The sequence below is a fragment of the Amycolatopsis sp. TNS106 genome, from assembly GCF_019330265.1.
GTDB classification, from domain to species: Bacteria; Actinomycetota; Actinomycetes; order Mycobacteriales; family Pseudonocardiaceae; genus Amycolatopsis; species Amycolatopsis lurida.
The window spans coordinates 2,806,205-2,823,849 of the sequence record NZ_CP024972.1 but is presented as its reverse complement, the minus strand read 5'-3'; the positions used below and the strand labels follow the sequence as shown (position 1 = coordinate 2,823,849).

Here is a 17,645-nt window from a genome sequence, read left to right as displayed (position 1 = left end):
TCGATGTCCGCAGTCTGTCCAGCGCCGGTCATGCTGTCCAAGACACGAACGACCTCTTTCATGCGGAATCCGCATAGTATGTGGTCGTGGACCTGATCGGGAGCTGCCGGGCGTTCGTGAGCGTGAGCGAGGCCGGGACCTTCACCGCGGGGGCGGCGATCGCACGCATCCCCCAGCCGGTGGCGAGCCGCCGGATCGCCGCGCTGGAACGGCATTTCGGCGAGCGGCTGTTCGACCGTTCCACCCGCCGCGCCGTGCTCACCCCGTTCGGCCGGGACATGCTGCCGTCGGCGAAACGGCTGGTGTCACTGGCCGACGCCATGGAGCACGACGCGCAGCGCGCCAAACTGCGTCCGATGCGGCTGGCGATGCCGGACACCTGCACCGTCCGCGAGCTCGCCGAACTCGACGCGGCGGCGCGAGCGCTCGACGTCTTCCTGGAGTTCCGGCAGGCGCCGCCGGGGGAGCGGGCGGAACTCGTGCGCACACAGGAGGTCCGCGCGGCGCTCACGGCCGTTCCCGCCGAAGAGGGCACCTGGACGGTGCCTCTCGGGCTGGCGGGCGGGGGAAGGTCGCGAGCGAGCGCGCTCCACCTGGAAACGCTGCGGGTCGGCCGGTCCGGCCGTCCGGCTCGCCGGGTCTGGATCCAGCCGGAGGACGACGTGCCGCATATCCGGGATCGCCTCTTCCGCATCCGTGACTCGGTGGGCTTGCGGCCGGCGCAGGTGTCCGTCGCCGACACTCTCACCGCGGCCGCCGCGGCGGTGTTCGGTTCGGAAGATCTGCTGCTGTGTTCGACGGCCCAGGCGACCGAACTCGGCCTGAACTGGCGGCCGATCGGGGAAACCCGGCTCGCGCGCGGGTTCGAGATCACGGCGGGGCCCGGTGAGGACACGCGGCGGCTCCGGGCACGATTGTGGCCGGACATCGCCCGGTGTCTCGGCGCGGAGGAGACGACATGAACACCGAGACGCTGCTCCTCGGGCTGCGCGCCGAGCTGGACGACGGCGGCCTGCGGGGTTCGTTCCTCGTGCGCGATCTGCGGACCGGATACGAGATCGGCATCGACCCGGATCTGGAGTTCCCGAGCGCCTCGCTGGTGAAGATCCCGCTCGCCGCGGCGACCCTGGAGCGGATCCGCCGGGGCGAGCTGGACGGCTCCGCGCCGATCGACGTCGAGCCGGGGCGGGCCACCGCGCCCGGGCCGACCGGGCTGACGCGGTTCCGGCATCCGGCCAGGGTGGCGATCGACGACCTGCTCTATCTGACGATGGCCATCAGCGACGAGACCGCCGCGGACGCGCTCTTCGCGCTGACCCCGCCCGCCGAGGTCACCAGGATGACCCGCGAATGGGGCGTTTCCGGGATCACCGCGCGGCATCCGGCCGCGGACCTCAGCGACACGCCCGCCGAACGGTTCGCCCCGGCCGACGTCCACCTCGCGCACGCGCTCGCGATCAACGCGGGCACCGCCGGGCGAGGCCATCCCGTTCCACAACTCGACGTCACCCGCGCGAGTTCCGGTTCGGCCCGCGCGTTCGTGAACCTGCTCGAAGCGTTGTGGAAACCGTCCAAAGTAGACGGAGAAGTGGCGGCGCGGGTGCGTGAACTCATGGGGCTGAACCTGCTGCGTCAGCGGCTGAGCCCGGATTTCGTCTCCGACGCCACGAAATGGTCGTCGAAGACCGGCACGGTGCTGAACCTGCGGCACGAGGTCGGGGTGGTCGAACACGCCGACGGCGGGCTGTACGCGATCGCCGCGCTGACCGGATCCCGGGTGCCCGCCGCGATCCAGCCGGAGGCCGAAGTGCTGATGGCCCGCGTGGCGCGGGTGCTGCGGGATCACCTGCGCGAAGGGTGACGTCACGTTCTACGCCGCTGCCCGGTTCTCAAGGGGAAAGAACCGGCGAGGTGGAGGATCGGCATGAAGGTCGTCATCGTGTGCGTTTCGGTGTCCCACGGCAACACGGCGAGGGTCGCCGAAGTGCTGGCAGGGGTTCTCGGCGCGCGTCGTCAGCCCCGAGGAGATCGACCCGGCCGAGCTCGATTCCTGTGACCTCGTGGGTTTCGGCTCGGGGATCTTCGGCATGGACTTCCATCCCCGCCTGCGGCGGTTCGTCGAGGAACTGCCGTCGAAGCAGCGGAGGAAGGCGTTCGTGTTCGGCACCAGCGGGTTGCCGGAACCGCGGTTCCGGCGCTACACCCGTCGTCTGGCACGGTTGCTCGGCCGCAAGGGATTCGAGGTGGCGGGCACGTTCTCGTGCCGGGGTTTCGACACGTGGCTGCCGTTCAGGCTCGTCGGCGGGATAGGCAAGAACCGGCCCGGTACGGTCGATCTCGAAGCGGCACGACGGTTCGCCGAAGGGCTCGGTGGTTGACGCGCCGCGTTTGCGCGCCGCCGGCTGTGGGTATCAGCGGCGCGTGCTCGATCACTCGTACTTCCCGGAGCTGAGGGACCAGCGTCTCGTCGTCGACTACGACGACGCCGACGACCCGGTCCTGCGCCGCCCCGACGGCTCGCCGATCGACACCTGGCGGGAGAACTACCCGTACACGACGCGAATGTCGCGTGAGGAATACGACGTCGTGAAACGGTCGCTGCAGATCGAACTGCTGAAACTGCAGTACTGGATCAAGGACACCGGCGGCCGGATGGTGATTCTGTTCGAGGGACGCGACGCAGCGGGCAAGGGTGGCACCATCAAACGGTTCACCGAACACCTCAACCCGCGTGGCGCGCGAGTGGTGGCGCTGAGCAAGCCCACCGAACGCGAGCAGGGGGAATGGTACTTCCAGCGCTACGTGAACCACCTGCCCACCGAGGGCGAGATCGTGCTGTTCGACCGATCCTGGTACAACCGCGCCGGCGTCGAACGGGTGATGGGGTACTGCACGGACGAGCAGTACGAGCGCTTCATGCGGCAGGCGCCGACGTTCGAGGAGATGCTCGTCGACGACGGGATCATCCTCGTCAAGCTCTGGTTCTCGGTGTCGAAGTCCGAGCAGCGCACCCGGTTCCTCATCCGGCAGGTCGACCCGGTGCGGCAATGGAAGCTGAGTCCCAACGACATCAAGTCGCTCGACCGCTGGGACGCCTACACCGAGGCGAAGGTCGCGATGTTCCGGTCCACCGACACGGAGATCGCGCCGTGGACGGTGGTCAAGAGCAACGACAAGAAACGGGCGCGCGTCGAGGCGATGCGCAGCGTCCTCGCCCGGGTGGACTACGCGGACAAGGACGAGGACGCCGTCGGCGACCCGGATCTGAAAGTGGTCGGCGCCGCGGCGACCCTGCTGGAGGAGGGGGAGGACGAGGCGTCGCTCAGCCCGACCCCGATCGCGCCTTCGCCGGACCCCGATCACGGACCCGGCCTGCATCCGTGACGGAACGCGTGACTCGCGTGATCAGAGGCGTAACTCGCGTGCTTGAAGGCGTAACTCGCGAGTTACGCCTCTGATCACGCGAGTTACGTGTCTGATCACGCGAGTGTCGAGATCCTGCCATGTCGGGTATCCGCCATCTTCCGGCCGTGTGGGAAAGCTGATCATCCGTCTTTACTTCACGTACGGACGTCGGGGGCTCCTGTCGAAAGGGATCATGGTGATCAGTAGTACGAAAAAGACGCGGAGGGGCACGGTGGCCGTCGTCGCCGGTGCGTTCCTGGCCTCCGGCCTGGTGCTGGCTCCGGCGGCGGGTGCGGCACCCGCGGTCAAGGCCGAGCCGGACACCGCCGCGCTCGCCGGCGCGCTGACCAAGCAGGCCGTGGCCTGGGGCGAGTGCTCGTTCCCCTCGGTCGCGCCCGCGACGGAAGCCGAACTGAAGAAGGTCAAGGGCCTCGCCTGCGCCACCGTCCAGGTGCCGCGTGACTGGCACGACCCGCAGGACGGCAACACCATCGGCGTCCGCGTCTCCAAGACCGCGACCGCCTACCCCGGCACCGGCAGGCAGGGCATCGCGCTGGTCAACCCCGGCGGCCCCGGCGGCGAAGGCCTCCCGTGGGGCGCCGCGATGGCGATGCGCAGTCCCGTGCTCGCCTCGCAGTACGACTTCGTCGGTTTCGACCCCCGCGGCGTCGGCCAGAGCACCCCGCTGACCTGTAGCTACACCGTCCCGGACAGCACGGATCAGAACGTGATCAGCCGGGCGAAGGTCGAGGGTTGCCTGAAGAACCCGCTGACGAAGTTCATCACCACCGAGCAGACCGCGTACGACATGGACTTCATCCGGGTGCTGCTCGGGGAGAAGAAGACCAGCTACATCGGTTACTCGTACGGCACGTGGCTCGGCACCTGGTACGCCACCACGTTCCCGTCCAAGGCGCACCGGTTCCTGCTCGACTCGTCGACCGACGCGAGCCGCTCGACGCTGGAGAAGACCTGGGATCTCCAGCCGCGCAGCCGTGACCGTCAGTTCCAGGAGGCGCTGCTGCCCTACGTCGCGCGCAACGACGCCAAGTACAAGGCGGGCACCGATCCGCTCGAGATCCGCCGCAACTGGGAGAAGGCGGGCGGCACCCGGGAATTCGCGGGCATGCTCTACGCCGCGTGGTTCATCATCCCGGCGATGTACGACACGTCCCAGTACCCGTCCGCGGCCTCGATGGTGGCCGCGCTGGCGAAGGGACCCGCGCCCACCGGGACCGACTCGGAGAAGCTGGAACAGGTCGTCGCGAAGGCTCTCGCCACTCCCGGGCTGACCGACGCGAACAAGGCGTTCCTGACCAAGGCCAAGGGCAACGCGCTGGAGGCCATCGCGAAGAAGGACTCGGTCGAGCGCAAGGCCTCCTACCAGGGCGGAGCCGAGGTCGAGACCTGGGACGCCGCGTTCGAGGCGATCCGCTGCCAGGACGGCCAGTGGAACCAGAACCTGCACTACTGGAACTACTGGCAGGCCGATCTGACCGTGAACGCGCCGTTCATCGCGCCGATCATGGCCCTGTCGGGCGCGCCGCTGTGCGCGTTCTGGCCGACCGCCAACGCCAAGCCGGCGCCGGACGCCAAGACGTTCCCGAAGCTGCTGATCGCGCAGACCGAACTCGACGCGGCCACGCCGTACGAGGGCGCGCTCGCCACCGCGAACGGCCTGCCGGGCGCCAAGATGATCAGCGTCGACAACGAAGGCAGTCACGGGATCTTCCCGTACAACACCGACTGCGTCGACGACCCGATCGTCGCCTACTTCCAGACCGGGCTCACGCCGAAGAAGAAGTTCACCGGCTGCCAGGGCCTGCCGCTGCCGGGTGAGGACAAGACGGTCGAGGTCGGCGGTCACCTCGGGCACGACGGGAAGATCAAGATCAAGATGATCACGCCCCAGGTGCGCAAGGCGAACGAGATCGTCCGTGAGCTGCTGGAAGGCACCGCGACGCCGGAAGCGGACGAGAAGGGCATGCCCGCCAACGCCTAGTCCGGACGGTGCCGACGAGAGGCTCCCGCGGTTCGCGGGAGCCTCTTCGTCATGATCCGTGACGGTTTCGTTATCGGTCCAGGCGCACGATCCGGCCGTTTTCCCCCTCAAGACCAATGAGTCGTGACATCGATGTCACGTCGATCGATCCTGGGCGGGGGAGGAGAAGCGTCATGCTCGCCGAGTCGCGGGGCCTGTCGATGGAGGCCGAGCAGCTGTACCGGGCCCTGCTGGACGGGCGTCCGGTCACGCCCGGCGCCGAGCTGGCGGAGCTGGAGCGGTTCGGCCTGGTCCGGGCGGGTGCGTCCGGGGTCGAGGTGTGCCCGCCGCGTGCGGCGCTGTCGGCGTTCGCGGCGCAGCACGAGGCCGCGGCGATCCGTGCGCGGGAAGCGGCCGAGGTGCTCGGCGCCGCCTACTCGCTGCGGACGGGGCGGGACGCGGACTTCGTCGAAGTGCTGCGGAGCCGGGAAGAGGTGATCGCCACCTTCGAAGCCATGCAGACCCAGGCGGGCGTCGACATCGTCGCGCTGGACCCGGGGTCGTACATGAGCCCGAAGGCCGAAGTGAGCACGGTGCAACCCGGTTCGATGGCGCGCGGCATCGCCTACCGCGTCGTCTACGACTCGTCCGTGCTGCAGCACGACGACGGCTTCGCCCAGGTGCAGTCGAGTATCGCGCTCGGGGAGCAGGCCAGGGTGTTCCCCGGGCTGCCGCTGAAGCTGGTGATCGCCGACGGCAACCGGGCGCTGATCGCGGTCCCGAATTCCGACGCCGGTGACGTGCTCGCCCTGCTGATCCATCCGTCGATGCTGCTGAGCGCGCTGATCGAGTTGTTCGCCTCGTTCTGGCGGATGGCCGTGCCCGTGCGGGCGGGTGGCCCGGACGACGCGGAAGCGGCGCAGGAACCGACCGTCGCCACGCGCCGCCTGCTCGCGCTGCTGAGCGGGGGCCTGACCGACGAGGCGATCGCGCGCGAGCTCGGGATCAGTGAGCGGACGGTGCTCCGGCGGATCAGCCGGTTGCAGGAGCTGCTCGGCGCCCGGACCCGATTCCAGCTGGGAGCGCAGGCTTCGCGCCAGGGGTGGCTCTGAATCCCCTGTGCTCAAATGGCGATCATGCGTGTCTGGATGGACGACACGCGTGACTGGACGGACGACACGGCGTGGCCGGGGTTCCGCCGCCGCGCCGAAGTTCGTGCCGAAGTGACAAGCGGAGTGCCCCCTTCCTCACGTCCCGGTGAGCACGTCCGCGCTTTCGCCGGCATTCCATCATCCTTTCATTGACACTCTTCCCGGGACGTCCATACAGTTCCGGGCAGATCAAGAACGGTCTCCGGAATGGAATCCGCTTTCGGCAACGGTGCCGTTCCGAATTCACCCGCTCCTGCACGAATCGTCACGACGAGGGGCCATGGAAACCATTTCGGAATCGGTCGCCGCCGCCCACGCGCCGGACGACGCACGCGGCGGGGAGTCGTTCGCGACGCTGCTGAGGTACTGGGCGTGGCGGCTCGGCGACGACGCCGCGGTGACCTACCTCGACCATCGAGCCGGGGCGGACGGCCGGGCGATCACCCTGTCCTGGCGCGAACTCGACGACCGGGTCGACGCCCTCGCCACCCGGCTGACCGGGTTCACCGGCCCGGGTGACCGGGCCGCGATCCTGGCCCGGCAGTCCGTCGACTACGTGGTCGCGTTCCTCGGCGCGATCCGAGCCGGGCTGGTCGCGGTCCCGCTGTTCTCCCCGGGCCTTCCCGGGCACGCGGGCAGGCTGGCCGCCGTGCTCGCCGACTGCGCGCCGAGGGTCGTGCTCACGACCACCGACGGGCTCGGCGACGCCGCCGGTTTCCTCGCCTCGACGGATTTCGAGCGGCCCGCCGTGCTCGCCGTCGACACCACAGCTCCGGTCGCGGCCGGTGATCGCTCCTGGCCGCGACCGGAACCGGACGAAGTGGCGTACCTGCAGTACACGTCCGGTTCCACGCGGACGCCGGCGGGTGTGATGCTGACCCACCGCAACGCGCTCACCAACGCCCGTCAAGCGTGTGACGCCTACGCGATCGAAACCGGGACGACCTCCACCGTCAGCTGGCTGCCGCTCTTCCACGACATGGGCCTGATCCTCGGGATCGGCGCGCCACTGGCGGCGGGGGCGGCGTCCGTCCTGATGGATCCGCGCGCCTTCCTGGAACGTCCGTCGCGGTGGCTGCGCGCGCTCTCGGCCAGCCCCGGCGCGATCAGCGCGGCACCGAATTTCGCTTACGCCTATGCCGCTTCCCGGGTCACCGAGGACGAGAAGAGCTACCTCGAACTGAGCCGGGTCGTCTCGCTGATCAACGGCAGCGAGCCGGTGCTTCCTTCGACCATCGCGAAGTTCCACGGCGCTTTCGAGGAATGCGGGCTGCGCCCGGAGGTGCACCGGTCCTCCTACGGACTGGCCGAGGCCACGGTACTCGTCTCCGTCACCGAAGCGGGCAAGGCGCCACGGCAAGTCGCCTTCGACCGCGACAGCCTCTCCGCCGGGCTGGCCGTGCCGGCGCTCCCCGGCGCGGCGGCCACCACGCTCGTCTCCTGTGGATTCCCGGTGGGACAACGGGTCCGCATCGCCGATCCGGTCACCGGCGCGCTGGTCGAACCGGGCAGGGTGGGGGAGATCCAGGTCAACGGCCCGAACGTCGGCGTGGGCTACTGGGGACGGCCCGCCGCATCCGACGGCGTCTTCGGCCTGCCCCCGATCGACCCGGATTCCGGGGCGGGCTGGCTCGCGACCGGAGACCTCGGCGTGCGCTACGAAGGCGAACTGTTCATGACCGGCAGACTCAAGGACCTCGTCATCGTCGACGGCCGCAACCACTACCCGCAGGACATCGAACAGACCGTGGAGACGCATCCCGCGGTCCGGCCGCATTCCGCCGCGGCTTTCGCGATCGGGCGCGAAGACGGTGAAGCGGCGGTCGTCCTGGTGGAACGGGCCAAGGAGACCGAAGCCGACCTCGCCGTGGCGACCGCGGAGATCCGGAGTGCGGTCTCGGCCGTGCACGGTCTGCGGCCGCACGACGTCGTCTTCCTCGCCCCGGGCGAGGTGCCGCGCACCTCCAGCGGCAAGATCAGCCGTGCCCGGTGCCGGAAGTCCTATCTGGACGGTTCGCTGACCGCGCGGCGGCTCGGGTGACCGCGGAGATCCGTGCCTGGCTCATCGCGCGGGTGGCGGAGCGGACCGGGGCGCCCGCGGAGCATGTCGATCCGGACCGCCCGCTGCACGAGAGCGGCCTTTCCTCGCGGGAGTCGATGGAACTGGCGGCGGAACTGGGCCGGTACCTCGGCCGTCCGTTGCCGCCGACCCTGGTGTGGCAGTACCCGACGATCGCCGCCCTCGCCGCGCGTCTGTCCACAGTGGATTACTCCACGCTCGTGCGCGGTGAGGGCCGTGAAGAGGAACCGATCGCGATCGTCGGCCTCGGCTGTCGCCTGCCGGGCGGAGCGGACTCCCCGGAGCGCTATTGGCGCCTCCTGGAGGCCGGCCGCGACGGCATCCGCGACGTTCCGGAGGAGCGGTGGGAGATCCCCGCGCGTGGCGGGTTCCTCGGTGACATCGCCGGTTTCGACGCGGAGTTCTTCGGCATCACCCCGGGCGAGGCCGAAGCGATGGATCCCCAGCAGCGGATGCTGCTCGAAGTGGCGTGGGCGGCGCTGGAGCACGCCGGGATCCCGCCGTCCACGCTGCGGGGAAGCCGGACCGGGGTGTTCGTCGGCCTTTCGGCGGGCGAGTACGGCCACCTGACGATGGCCGATCCCGCCACCGTCGACGTCTGGTCCGCCACCGGCGCCGCGACGAGTATCGCCGCCAACCGGCTGTCGTACTTCTTCGACCTGCGCGGGCCGAGTCTCACCGTCGACACCGCGTGCTCGTCGTCGCTGGTCGCGGTGCACCAAGCGGTGCAGAGCCTGCGCCGCGGCGAATGCGGGACGGCGCTCGTCGCCGGGGTGAACCTGCTGCTCTCACCGGCGGTCACCGCGTCCTTCCAGCGGGCCGGGGTGCTGGCCCCGGACGGGTACTGCAAACCGTTCGACGCCGCCGCCGACGGCATCGTCCGCGGCGAGGGCTGCGGCGTGATCGTGCTCAGACCGCTGAAGGCCGCCCGTCGTGCGGGGGACCGCGTGCTCGCGGTGATCCGCGGCAGCGCGATCAACTCCGACGGCCGGTCCAATGGTCTCGTCGCGCCCAGCCCCGGCGCGCAGGCCGGCCTGTTGCGGGACGCGTACGCGGCGGCGGGTGTCGAACCGTCCTGTGTGGACTACGTGGAGGCGCACGGGACCGGGACCGAGGTGGGGGACCCGATCGAGGCAGGCGCGCTCGGCGAGGTGCTCGGAGCCGGACGCGAACCCGACCGCCCGCTCCTGATCGGCTCGGTGAAGGGGAATCTGGGCCATCTGGAGGGCGCGGCCGGGATGGCCGGGCTGATCAAGGTCGTCCTCGCGCTGGTCCACCGGCGGCTGCCGCCGACCCCGCGTCATCAGGAACCCAGCCCGCATGTCGATTTCGCCGCTCTCGGCCTCCGGGTGGTGGACACCGCGACGGACTGGCCGCGCTACACCGACGTCGTGCGTGCCGGGGTCTCCGCGTTCGGTTTCGGTGGCACCAACGCCCACGTCGTCCTCGAAGAATGGCCCGCCGCGTCGTTCGCCCCTCGCGGGACGGAAACCGGGCGCCCGCGGATCTTCGCGCTGTCCGCGCGGTCGGCCGAGGTGCTCCGGGCGCGGGCCGCCGATCTGGCGGACTGGCTCGAAGACCCCGCCCACCGCTCGGTTCCGCTGGACGCGGTCGCCGCGACGCTGGCCCGGAGCCGCGACCATCTGCCCGTCCGGGGCGCGGTGGTCGCGGAGGGACGTGAACGGGTGGCCTCCGCGTTGCGGGAACTGGCCGCCGGTCGCGCGAGCGGTGACGTCGTCTTCGGCGAGGCCGGGCCTGTGCCGGGCGTCGTGTTCGTCTTTTCCGGCTACGGCTCCCAATGGCCCGGGATGGGCCGCCTCCTGCTGCGCACCGAGCCCGCGTTCCGGGCGGAGGTGGAGGCACTCGATCCGGTGTTCCGTGCCGAATCGGGCTTCACCCTGAGCGAAGTGTTCTCCGGCGCGCGGGACCTCCCGGATCTCGCGGCGACACAGCTCGCGTTGTTCGGCATGCAGCTGGCCCTCGCCGGGCTCTGGCGCGCGCACGGGGTCGTCCCGGCCGCGGTGCTCGGGCATTCGATGGGCGAGGTCGCGGCCGCCGTCGTCGCGGGGGCGCTGGACGTGGCCGACGGCCTTCGCGTGATGGCCACCCGCGCCCGGCTGCTGGCCGAGGTCGACGCGTCCGGCGACGGCGCGATGGCGGTGGTCGAACTGTCCGCCGCCGAACTCGCCGACCTGGAAGCGGACTTCCCCGGGATCACCGTCGCGGTCTACGCCTCACCGGTCCAGTGCACCGTCAGCGGCGGCGCCGAACAGGTCGAGGCGCTGGTCTCGCACGTCGAGAGCCTCGGCAGGCTCGCCATGCGGCTCCCGGTCGGGGGTGCGGGCCATTCGGAAGCCGTCGACGCGGTTCTCGGCCGGTTCCGCGCCGAACTCGGCGGCCTGTCCCCGCGACCGGTGGAGATTTCCTGCTACAGCAGCGTTCTCGACGATCCACAAAGGTCAGTGGTGTTCGATGTCGAGTACTGGGCGGCGAATCTGCGCCGTCCCGTGCGCTTCAGCCAGGCGCTGGCGGCGGCGACCGCCGACGGGTACGGCGTGTTCGTCGAGATCTCGCCGCATCCGGTGGCCTTGGCCGCGATCGAGCAGAGCACCGGCGCGCTCGCGTTTCCGACGGCGAGCCGCAAGGGCGATGAGCGAGTGGCGTTCCTGACCACGCTCGCCCGGCTCCACACTCTCGGGCTGCCCGTCGTGCTCGACGACGGCGGCCCCCGTCCGCTTCCGATGGAACTGCCGGGCCCGCGCTGGCGGCACCGGCGGTTCTGGCCGCGGCGTCCGGCGGCCCGGGCCGGTGGCGCGCATCCGATGCTGGGTGTCCACATCGAACAGCCGACCGGCGGGCACCTGTGGCGCGCGGACGTCGGGACGGAGGCGCTGCCGTGGCTGGCCGACCACGCGGCGATGGGTGTCCCGTTGTTCCCCGCCGCCGGATTCCTGGAACTCGCGCTCGCGGCGGCGAAAACGGTCCTGCGTCCCGCCGGGCGAGTACGCATCGGCGGTCTCGAACTGCACCGGGTCCTTCCGCTCGCCGCGCACACCGAGGTGACGACCAGCCTGAGCGACGGAAGCGTGGACGTCTACGCGCGGTCCGCGGACGGCGGCTGGGTGCGGCACGCCACCGCCCGCGTCCGCGACGGGGTCACCGCGGTGGTGCCGTTCGGCCCGGTCGGCGTCGACGCCCGGCCGGTCGACCTCTACCGGGCGCTGGCGGGGGCCGGGCAGAGCTACGGTCCCGCTTTCCGTGGGCTGCGCGACGTTCTGGCCGCGCCGGGCCGGGCCTCGGCGTCGATCGCCCTGCCCACCGACGATCCGGCATTCGTCCTGCACCCGGTGATCGCCGACGCCTGCCTGCACGCGCTGGCCGCCGCGGCCGGGGACGCGCTGCGCGAAGCCGACGGCGTGTTCCTGCCGCTGACCCTGGGCGAGGTCGTCCTCGCCGGTGATCCGCGCCGCGGTGTCCGGGTCGACGCGGTTCTCGATTCCCTTGATCCGGCGGGTGACGGCCTGGTCGGTGGTGTCCAGCTGGTCGACGCCGACGATGTCGTCCTGGTCGAGTTCCGCGAGGTCTACTGCCGCCGGTTCCAGCGTTCGGCGCTTCCGGTGCCCATGGCGGAGCTGCTGTTCGAAACGGTCTGGCGGGAGGTAGACCTGCCGGTGGCGGCGCCGGGCTCGCGCCGCTGGGCCGTGCTGCACGAAGACGCGCCGTGGCTGACGGCGTTGCGCGAGCGGCTCACCGAAGCCGGGGACGAGCTGGTGACGATCCGGCCGGGGGACCGGCAGGCGCTCGCGGAAGTCCTGAGATCCCGCGAGGTGGCGGGAGTCCTCGTCTGCGCCGGGATTTCGGACGGGCCCGACCCGATGAGCGCGGCGCGGAGGGTCGCCGAGTTCTCCGGAGTCCTCGCCGGACTGGTCGAAGCCGCACCGCGGTTGTGGTTCGTCAGCGCGGGTGCCTCGGCCATCGAACTCGGCGAGCGCGGCGACCCCGGTCAGGCCTGGCTGCGCGGACTGGTCCGCGTCCTCGCCTTCGAACACCCCGAACTGCGGGCGAGCCAGATCGACTTCGACGCCGAGCCGGACCCCGCCCACCTGTGGGTCGGCAAGCTGGTGGCGGAGATCCGTGCGGACGCGCCGGACGACGAGATCGCCTGGCGTGAGGGCGTCCGGTACACACGGCTGCTGGCCCGCCCGGAACTCGGCGAACCCCGCCACGAAACCGTGGTGCACGACGGCGCTTACGTGATCACCGGAGGTCTCGGCGGCCTCGGCCTGGTCGCGGCGGACTGGTTGGCGGCGCGCGGCGCGACCAGGCTCGTCCTTTCCGGCCGGAGCGGGGCGAGCTCTGCCGTCGAGCCGCTTCTGGCGGAGTTGCGTGAGCAGGGCGTCGACGTTCGTGTGGTGACGGGTGACATCGCCGAGCCGGGGACGGCCGAAGCGCTGGTCGCGGCCGCGACCGAAGACGGCCTGCCGTTGCGCGGGGTGCTGCACGCGGCCGGTGTGCTGTCCGACGGCGCCGCCGTCACCCTCGACGCCGACGCCGTCGAGGCTGTCTGGCGCGCGAAAGCGCTGGGGGCGTGGCGAGTGCACGAGGCGACGGCCGGACACGAACTCGACTGGTGGCTGACGTATTCGTCGGCCGCGGCGTTGTTCGGGTCACCGGGCCAGACCGCCTACGCCACCGCGAACGCGTGGGTGGACGCCCTCGTCACCTGGCGCCGCGCCGCTGGATTGCCGGCGGCGACCATCGGCTGGGGAGCCTGGGGTGAAGCGGGAGCGGCCGTCGGCAGCCGCAACCCCGTCCTCGAACCACTCGGCACGGAGGAGGCACTGGCGGCGATGGACGCCGTGCTGCGCCGTGACCGCGCGTCGACCGGGATCGCCAGGGTCGACGCCGGGACCGTGCTCGCCCTGTTCCCCCGGCTGGCCGGACGGCCGTTCTTCGAGATCCTGATACCGGGGGAGGAGCAGGACGCCGGACCGTCCACTTGGGACGGGCTGGACGCGCTGCGGGCGGTCCTCCCGGAAGCCGCCCGCGAGATGCTGACCGACTATCTCGCCGGGCTCGTCGCCGGGATGCTCGGCCTCGCCGCGGACGAGATCGACCGGCGGACACCCCTCACCCGGCTCGGCTTGGACTCGCTCTCGGCCCTGCGCGCCAGGGGAGTCGTGGAGCGCGACTTCGGCCTGACGCTGCCGATTCCGCTGCTGTTGCGAGGTGCGGGCCTCGCCGAGGTCGCCGGCCATCTCGCCGACCAGGCGGGGTTCGGTGAGACAGGCACCCGGCCCGCCGGCCCGGTCACGGCCGTCGGGCCACGCGATCCGGCCGAACGCTGGATCGCCCGGCATTGGCAGGCGGAACTCGGTGGCGCGGAACCCGGCGTCCACGACGACTTCTTCGCCGCCGGTGGCGACGCCGGAGCGGTGGAGCGGCTGCGGGACGTGATCGCCGGGCAGCTGGGAGCCGTTCCCGAGCGGCTCTTCGCCACTCCGACGATCGCCGCGATGGCCGATCTGCTGCGCGACGAGATCGAAGGACGCGGAGGCTGCCCTGTCCGGCCGCTGCGCGAAGGCGGCACGGATCCGGTGTTCCTGTTCCATCCGGCGGGTGGTCCGACGAGCGTCTACGAGGGGCTCGTCCGGCTGCTGCCCGAGAACAGAGCCGTCTACGGGCTCGAACGGATCGACGAAGAGGACACCGTCGAGGACAAAGCCGAGTGCTACGTCGAGCTGATCCGGGAAATCCAGCCGCGGGGCCCGTACCGGCTGGGCGGTTGGTCGTTCGGCGGCTGCCTCGCCTACGAGACCGCGCGGCGGCTGACCGCGGCCGGGGAGCGGGTCGATCTCGTGTTCCTGATCGACAGCATCCTGCCGCTGCCCGCGCCGGGGAAACCGGCCGACGAGATCCTGCTGGACCGCTTCGACCGGTTCGCCGAGCACGTCGAGCGGACCTACGGTGTCCCGCTGGACATCCCGCGTGAAGAGCTCGCCCGGCTCGGCGACGACGACCAGATCCGGCTGGTGATCGGCAGGCTGGCCGCTCAGGTGCCCGAGCTGGGCCACGGCGTGCTGCGGCACCAGTACGAGTCCTATGTGGACGCACGGGTCGCCGAACGGTACGAGCCGCGACCGTATGCCGGGCCGGTGCTGCTGGTGCGCGCGCAGGAGCCGCATCCGCTGACCACCACGCTCGATCCGCGGTACCTGCGCGTCGACGACGCTCTGGGCTGGGACGCCTTCTGCCCGGAGCTGGAGATCGTGCGGGTGCCGGGGGACCACCTCTCGATGATCGACCCGCCGCATGTCGAGGCGGTCGCCGCGGCACTGGCGGCCCGGCTCGGGGCACCCAAGGCGGCGCGGCCATGACCGACACGACGGCGTTCCGGATCGCCGACCTCGCCGCCCGCCGGGAAGAGCTCCGGACTGCGGAGAAGCGGGCCGTCGACCGGCAGCACGCCAAGGGCAAGCTGACCGCGCGCGAACGCGTCGAGGAACTGCTGGACCCGGGCTCGTTCGTCGAACTCGACCAGTTCGCCCGGCACCGGTGCACCGAGTTCGGGATGGACGCCAGCCGGCCCTACGGCGACGGAGTGGTGACCGGGCACGGCACCGTCGACGGCAGGCGGATCTGCGTGTTCTCCCAGGACTTCACCGTCTTCGGCGGCAGCATGGGCGAGGTCTTCGGCGAGAAGGTCCTCAAGGTGATGGACCTGGCGATGACGCTGGGCTGTCCCGTGGTCGGGATCAACGACTCCGGCGGTGCCCGCATCCAGGAAGGCGTCGTCTCGCTCGCCTACTACGCCGAACTCGGCAGGCGCAACACGCTGGCGTCAGGGGTCATCCCGCAGATCTCGCTGATCATGGGCCCCTGCGCGGGCGGGGCGGTCTACTCGCCGGCGATCACCGACTTCACCGTGATGGTCGACGAGACCGCGCACATGTTCGTCACCGGGCCGGACGTCGTCCACGCCGTCAGCGGTGAACGGGTCACCGCCCAGCGCCTCGGCGGCGCCGCGGTGAACAGCGAGGTCTCCGGGAACGCCCACCACCGTGCCGCCGACGAGCACGACGCCCTCGACTGGGTGCGGACCCTGCTCGGGTACCTGCCGTCCAACAACCTCGACGCCGTCCCGGAATACGCCGACGAGACCGCGCCCGAGCTCACCGCCGCCGACCTCGAACTCGACCGGCTGGTGCCCGATTCGCTGAACCAGGCCTACGACATGACCGAGGTGATCTCGCGTCTCGTCGACGACGGCGACTTCATGGAGGTGCACAGCGGCTTCGCGCCGAACATGCTCTGCGCTTTCGGCCGGATCCGGGGCCGCACGGTCGGCGTCGTGGCGAACCAGCCGCGCCATCGAGCGGGCGTGATCGACATCGACGCCTCGGAGAAGGCCGCGCGGTTCGTCCGGTTCTGCGACGCCTTCTCCATCCCGATCCTCACCCTCGCCGACGTTCCCGGCTATCTGCCCGGCGAGGAGCAGGAACGGCAGGGGATCATCCGGCGTGGCGCCAAGCTGATCTACGCCTACGCCGAGGCCACGGTGCCGAAGGTGACCGTGGTGATCCGCAAGGCCTACGGCGGCGGCTACGCGGTGATGGGGTCGAAACATCTCGGCGCGGACGTCAACCTGGCCTGGCCCACCGCGGAGATAGCGGTGATGGGCGCCGAGGGCGCGGTGCGGGTGCTGCACCGGCACGAACTGGCCGCGTTGCCCCCGGAACAGCGGTCCGCCGAACGGCGACGGCTCACCGAGGCGTACCGCGAACGGCATTCGAACCCCTACCTGGCGGCCGAACGCGGCTACGTCGACCAGGTCGTCACGCCGTCGCAGACCCGCCTTCAGGTGGCGAGGGCACTGGACGCGCTGCGGACCAAACGGCGGACCCTTCCGGCCAAGAAGCACGGAAACATCCCGTTGTGAGCAAGGAGAAACGATGAAGCGAACCCGGCGGTGGGGTCTGCTGGCACTGGCCATGGTGACCCTGCTCGGAAGCCCGGTCCCCGCGAGCGCGGCGCCCGCGCCGGTCACCGCCGACAACGGCGCGAAGCTCGTCGAGGAGACCTGGCTGGACGCGCGCACCGTCGACCTGAAGATCAGTTCGCCCGCACTCGGCACCACCGGCATGGTGCGCCTGCTGGTCCCGGCGGGCTGGGCCGCGCAACCCGCGCGGACCTGGCCGACGCTGTTCCTGCTGCACGGGTGCTGCGAACCGGTCGACTACCGTTCGTGGGACCAGTTCACCGACGTCAAGGCGTTCACGGCGGACAAGGACGCCCTCGTCGTCATGCCGACCGGCGGGCCGGCCGGCATGTACACGAAATGGTGGAACTTCGGGCTCAAGAGCACCCCCGACTGGGACACCTTCCACACCTTGGAGGTGCGGCAGATCGTCGAACGCGGGTACCGGGCGGGTCCGCGCCGGGCGATCGCCGGACTGTCGATCGGCGGCTACGGCGCGCTCGCGTACTCGTACAAGCACAAGGGCATGTTCGCCGCGGCCGCGTCCTACAGCGGCGTGCCGAACACCCTCAACCAGGGCGCTCCGCTGTTCATCCAAGGGATCCTGGCCCGCGCGGGGATCTTCAACTACCTCGAACTCTGGGGCGACTCCTGGGGGATGCGGCCGCTCTGGACGGCGAACAACCCGTACGACAACGTCGACGGTCTGCGTGGCACGACGCTGTACATCTCCTGCGGGAACGGGAAGACCGGCCCGCTCGACCCGCCGGGGCAGTCCGACATCTTCGAACCGCAGGCGCTGGCTTCCTCGGTGAGCTTCACGGACCGGTTGAAGGCCAAGGGGATTCCGGCGACCGTCGACTACTACGGCGACGGCACGCACAGCTGGCCGTACTGGCAACGGGCGCTGCGGAACTCCTGGCCGGTGCTGGCGGGCGGGCTCGGCCTGTGAGGTGACCGAACGCCGAACTCGCGTGATCAGACCCGTATCTCGCGTGCTTGGAGGCGTAACTCGCGGTGCGGCCGCTGATCACGCGAGTTACGGCTCCA

The 17,645-nt window shown here is 70.8% G+C and carries 10 protein-coding genes; all 10 read left to right on the top strand.

The features are described 5' to 3' along the window. Positions 1-80: 80 nt before the first annotated feature. The 10 genes from CVV72_RS12665 (at position 81) to CVV72_RS12620 (ending at position 17,547) form a co-directional block, all read left to right on the top strand. Entirely contained in the window at positions 81-962 is an 882-nt protein-coding gene (locus CVV72_RS12665; protein ID WP_219152623.1) for a LysR family transcriptional regulator, read from the top strand. Then, positions 959-1,861: a serine hydrolase gene (locus CVV72_RS12660; RefSeq protein ID WP_219152622.1), complete on the top strand. Its 903-nt coding sequence runs from the start codon at positions 959-961 to the stop codon at positions 1,859-1,861. Before CVV72_RS12665 ends, CVV72_RS12660 begins: the two co-directional genes overlap by 4 nt. 226 nt (positions 1,862-2,087) lie before the next feature. Further along, entirely contained in the window at positions 2,088-2,378 is a 291-nt protein-coding gene (locus CVV72_RS41610) for a hypothetical protein (RefSeq protein ID WP_255632660.1), read from the top strand. Between the two features lie 43 nt (positions 2,379-2,421). Continuing rightward, on the top strand, positions 2,422-3,384 hold the full coding sequence (gene ppk2, locus CVV72_RS12650; RefSeq protein WP_219152621.1) for a polyphosphate kinase 2: 963 nt from the start codon (positions 2,422-2,424) through the stop codon (positions 3,382-3,384). A 253-nt stretch (positions 3,385-3,637) separates the two neighbouring features. Beyond that, positions 3,638-5,407 carry an alpha/beta hydrolase gene (locus CVV72_RS12645; protein WP_219152620.1) on the top strand — a complete coding sequence of 590 codons (1,770 nt, stop codon included), beginning with the start codon at positions 3,638-3,640 and terminating at the stop codon, positions 5,405-5,407. A gap of 173 nt (positions 5,408-5,580) precedes the next feature. Then, positions 5,581-6,498 (top strand): helix-turn-helix transcriptional regulator, encoded by a 918-nt coding sequence (locus CVV72_RS12640; protein WP_219152619.1) that lies wholly within the window; start codon positions 5,581-5,583, stop codon positions 6,496-6,498. 319 nt (positions 6,499-6,817) lie between these two features. Further along, the gene (locus CVV72_RS12635) at positions 6,818-8,578 is read left to right on the top strand and encodes a fatty acyl-AMP ligase (RefSeq protein ID WP_219152618.1); all 1,761 of its coding nucleotides are present in this window, start codon (positions 6,818-6,820) and stop codon (positions 8,576-8,578) included. Continuing rightward, positions 8,575-14,994, top strand: a complete 6,420-nt coding sequence (locus tag CVV72_RS12630) for a type I polyketide synthase (protein ID WP_219152617.1) — start codon at positions 8,575-8,577, stop codon at positions 14,992-14,994. The genes CVV72_RS12635 and CVV72_RS12630 overlap by 4 nt, the downstream gene beginning before the upstream one ends. Next, positions 14,991-16,556, top strand: a complete 1,566-nt coding sequence (locus CVV72_RS12625) for an acyl-CoA carboxylase subunit beta (RefSeq protein WP_219152616.1) — start codon at positions 14,991-14,993, stop codon at positions 16,554-16,556. The genes CVV72_RS12630 and CVV72_RS12625 overlap by 4 nt, the downstream gene beginning before the upstream one ends. 13 nt (positions 16,557-16,569) lie before the next feature. Next, a complete protein-coding gene (locus tag CVV72_RS12620) occupies positions 16,570-17,547 on the top strand; it encodes an alpha/beta hydrolase family protein (protein ID WP_219152615.1) in 978 nt (325 codons plus the stop codon). The last annotated feature ends 98 nt before the right edge of the window (positions 17,548-17,645 follow it).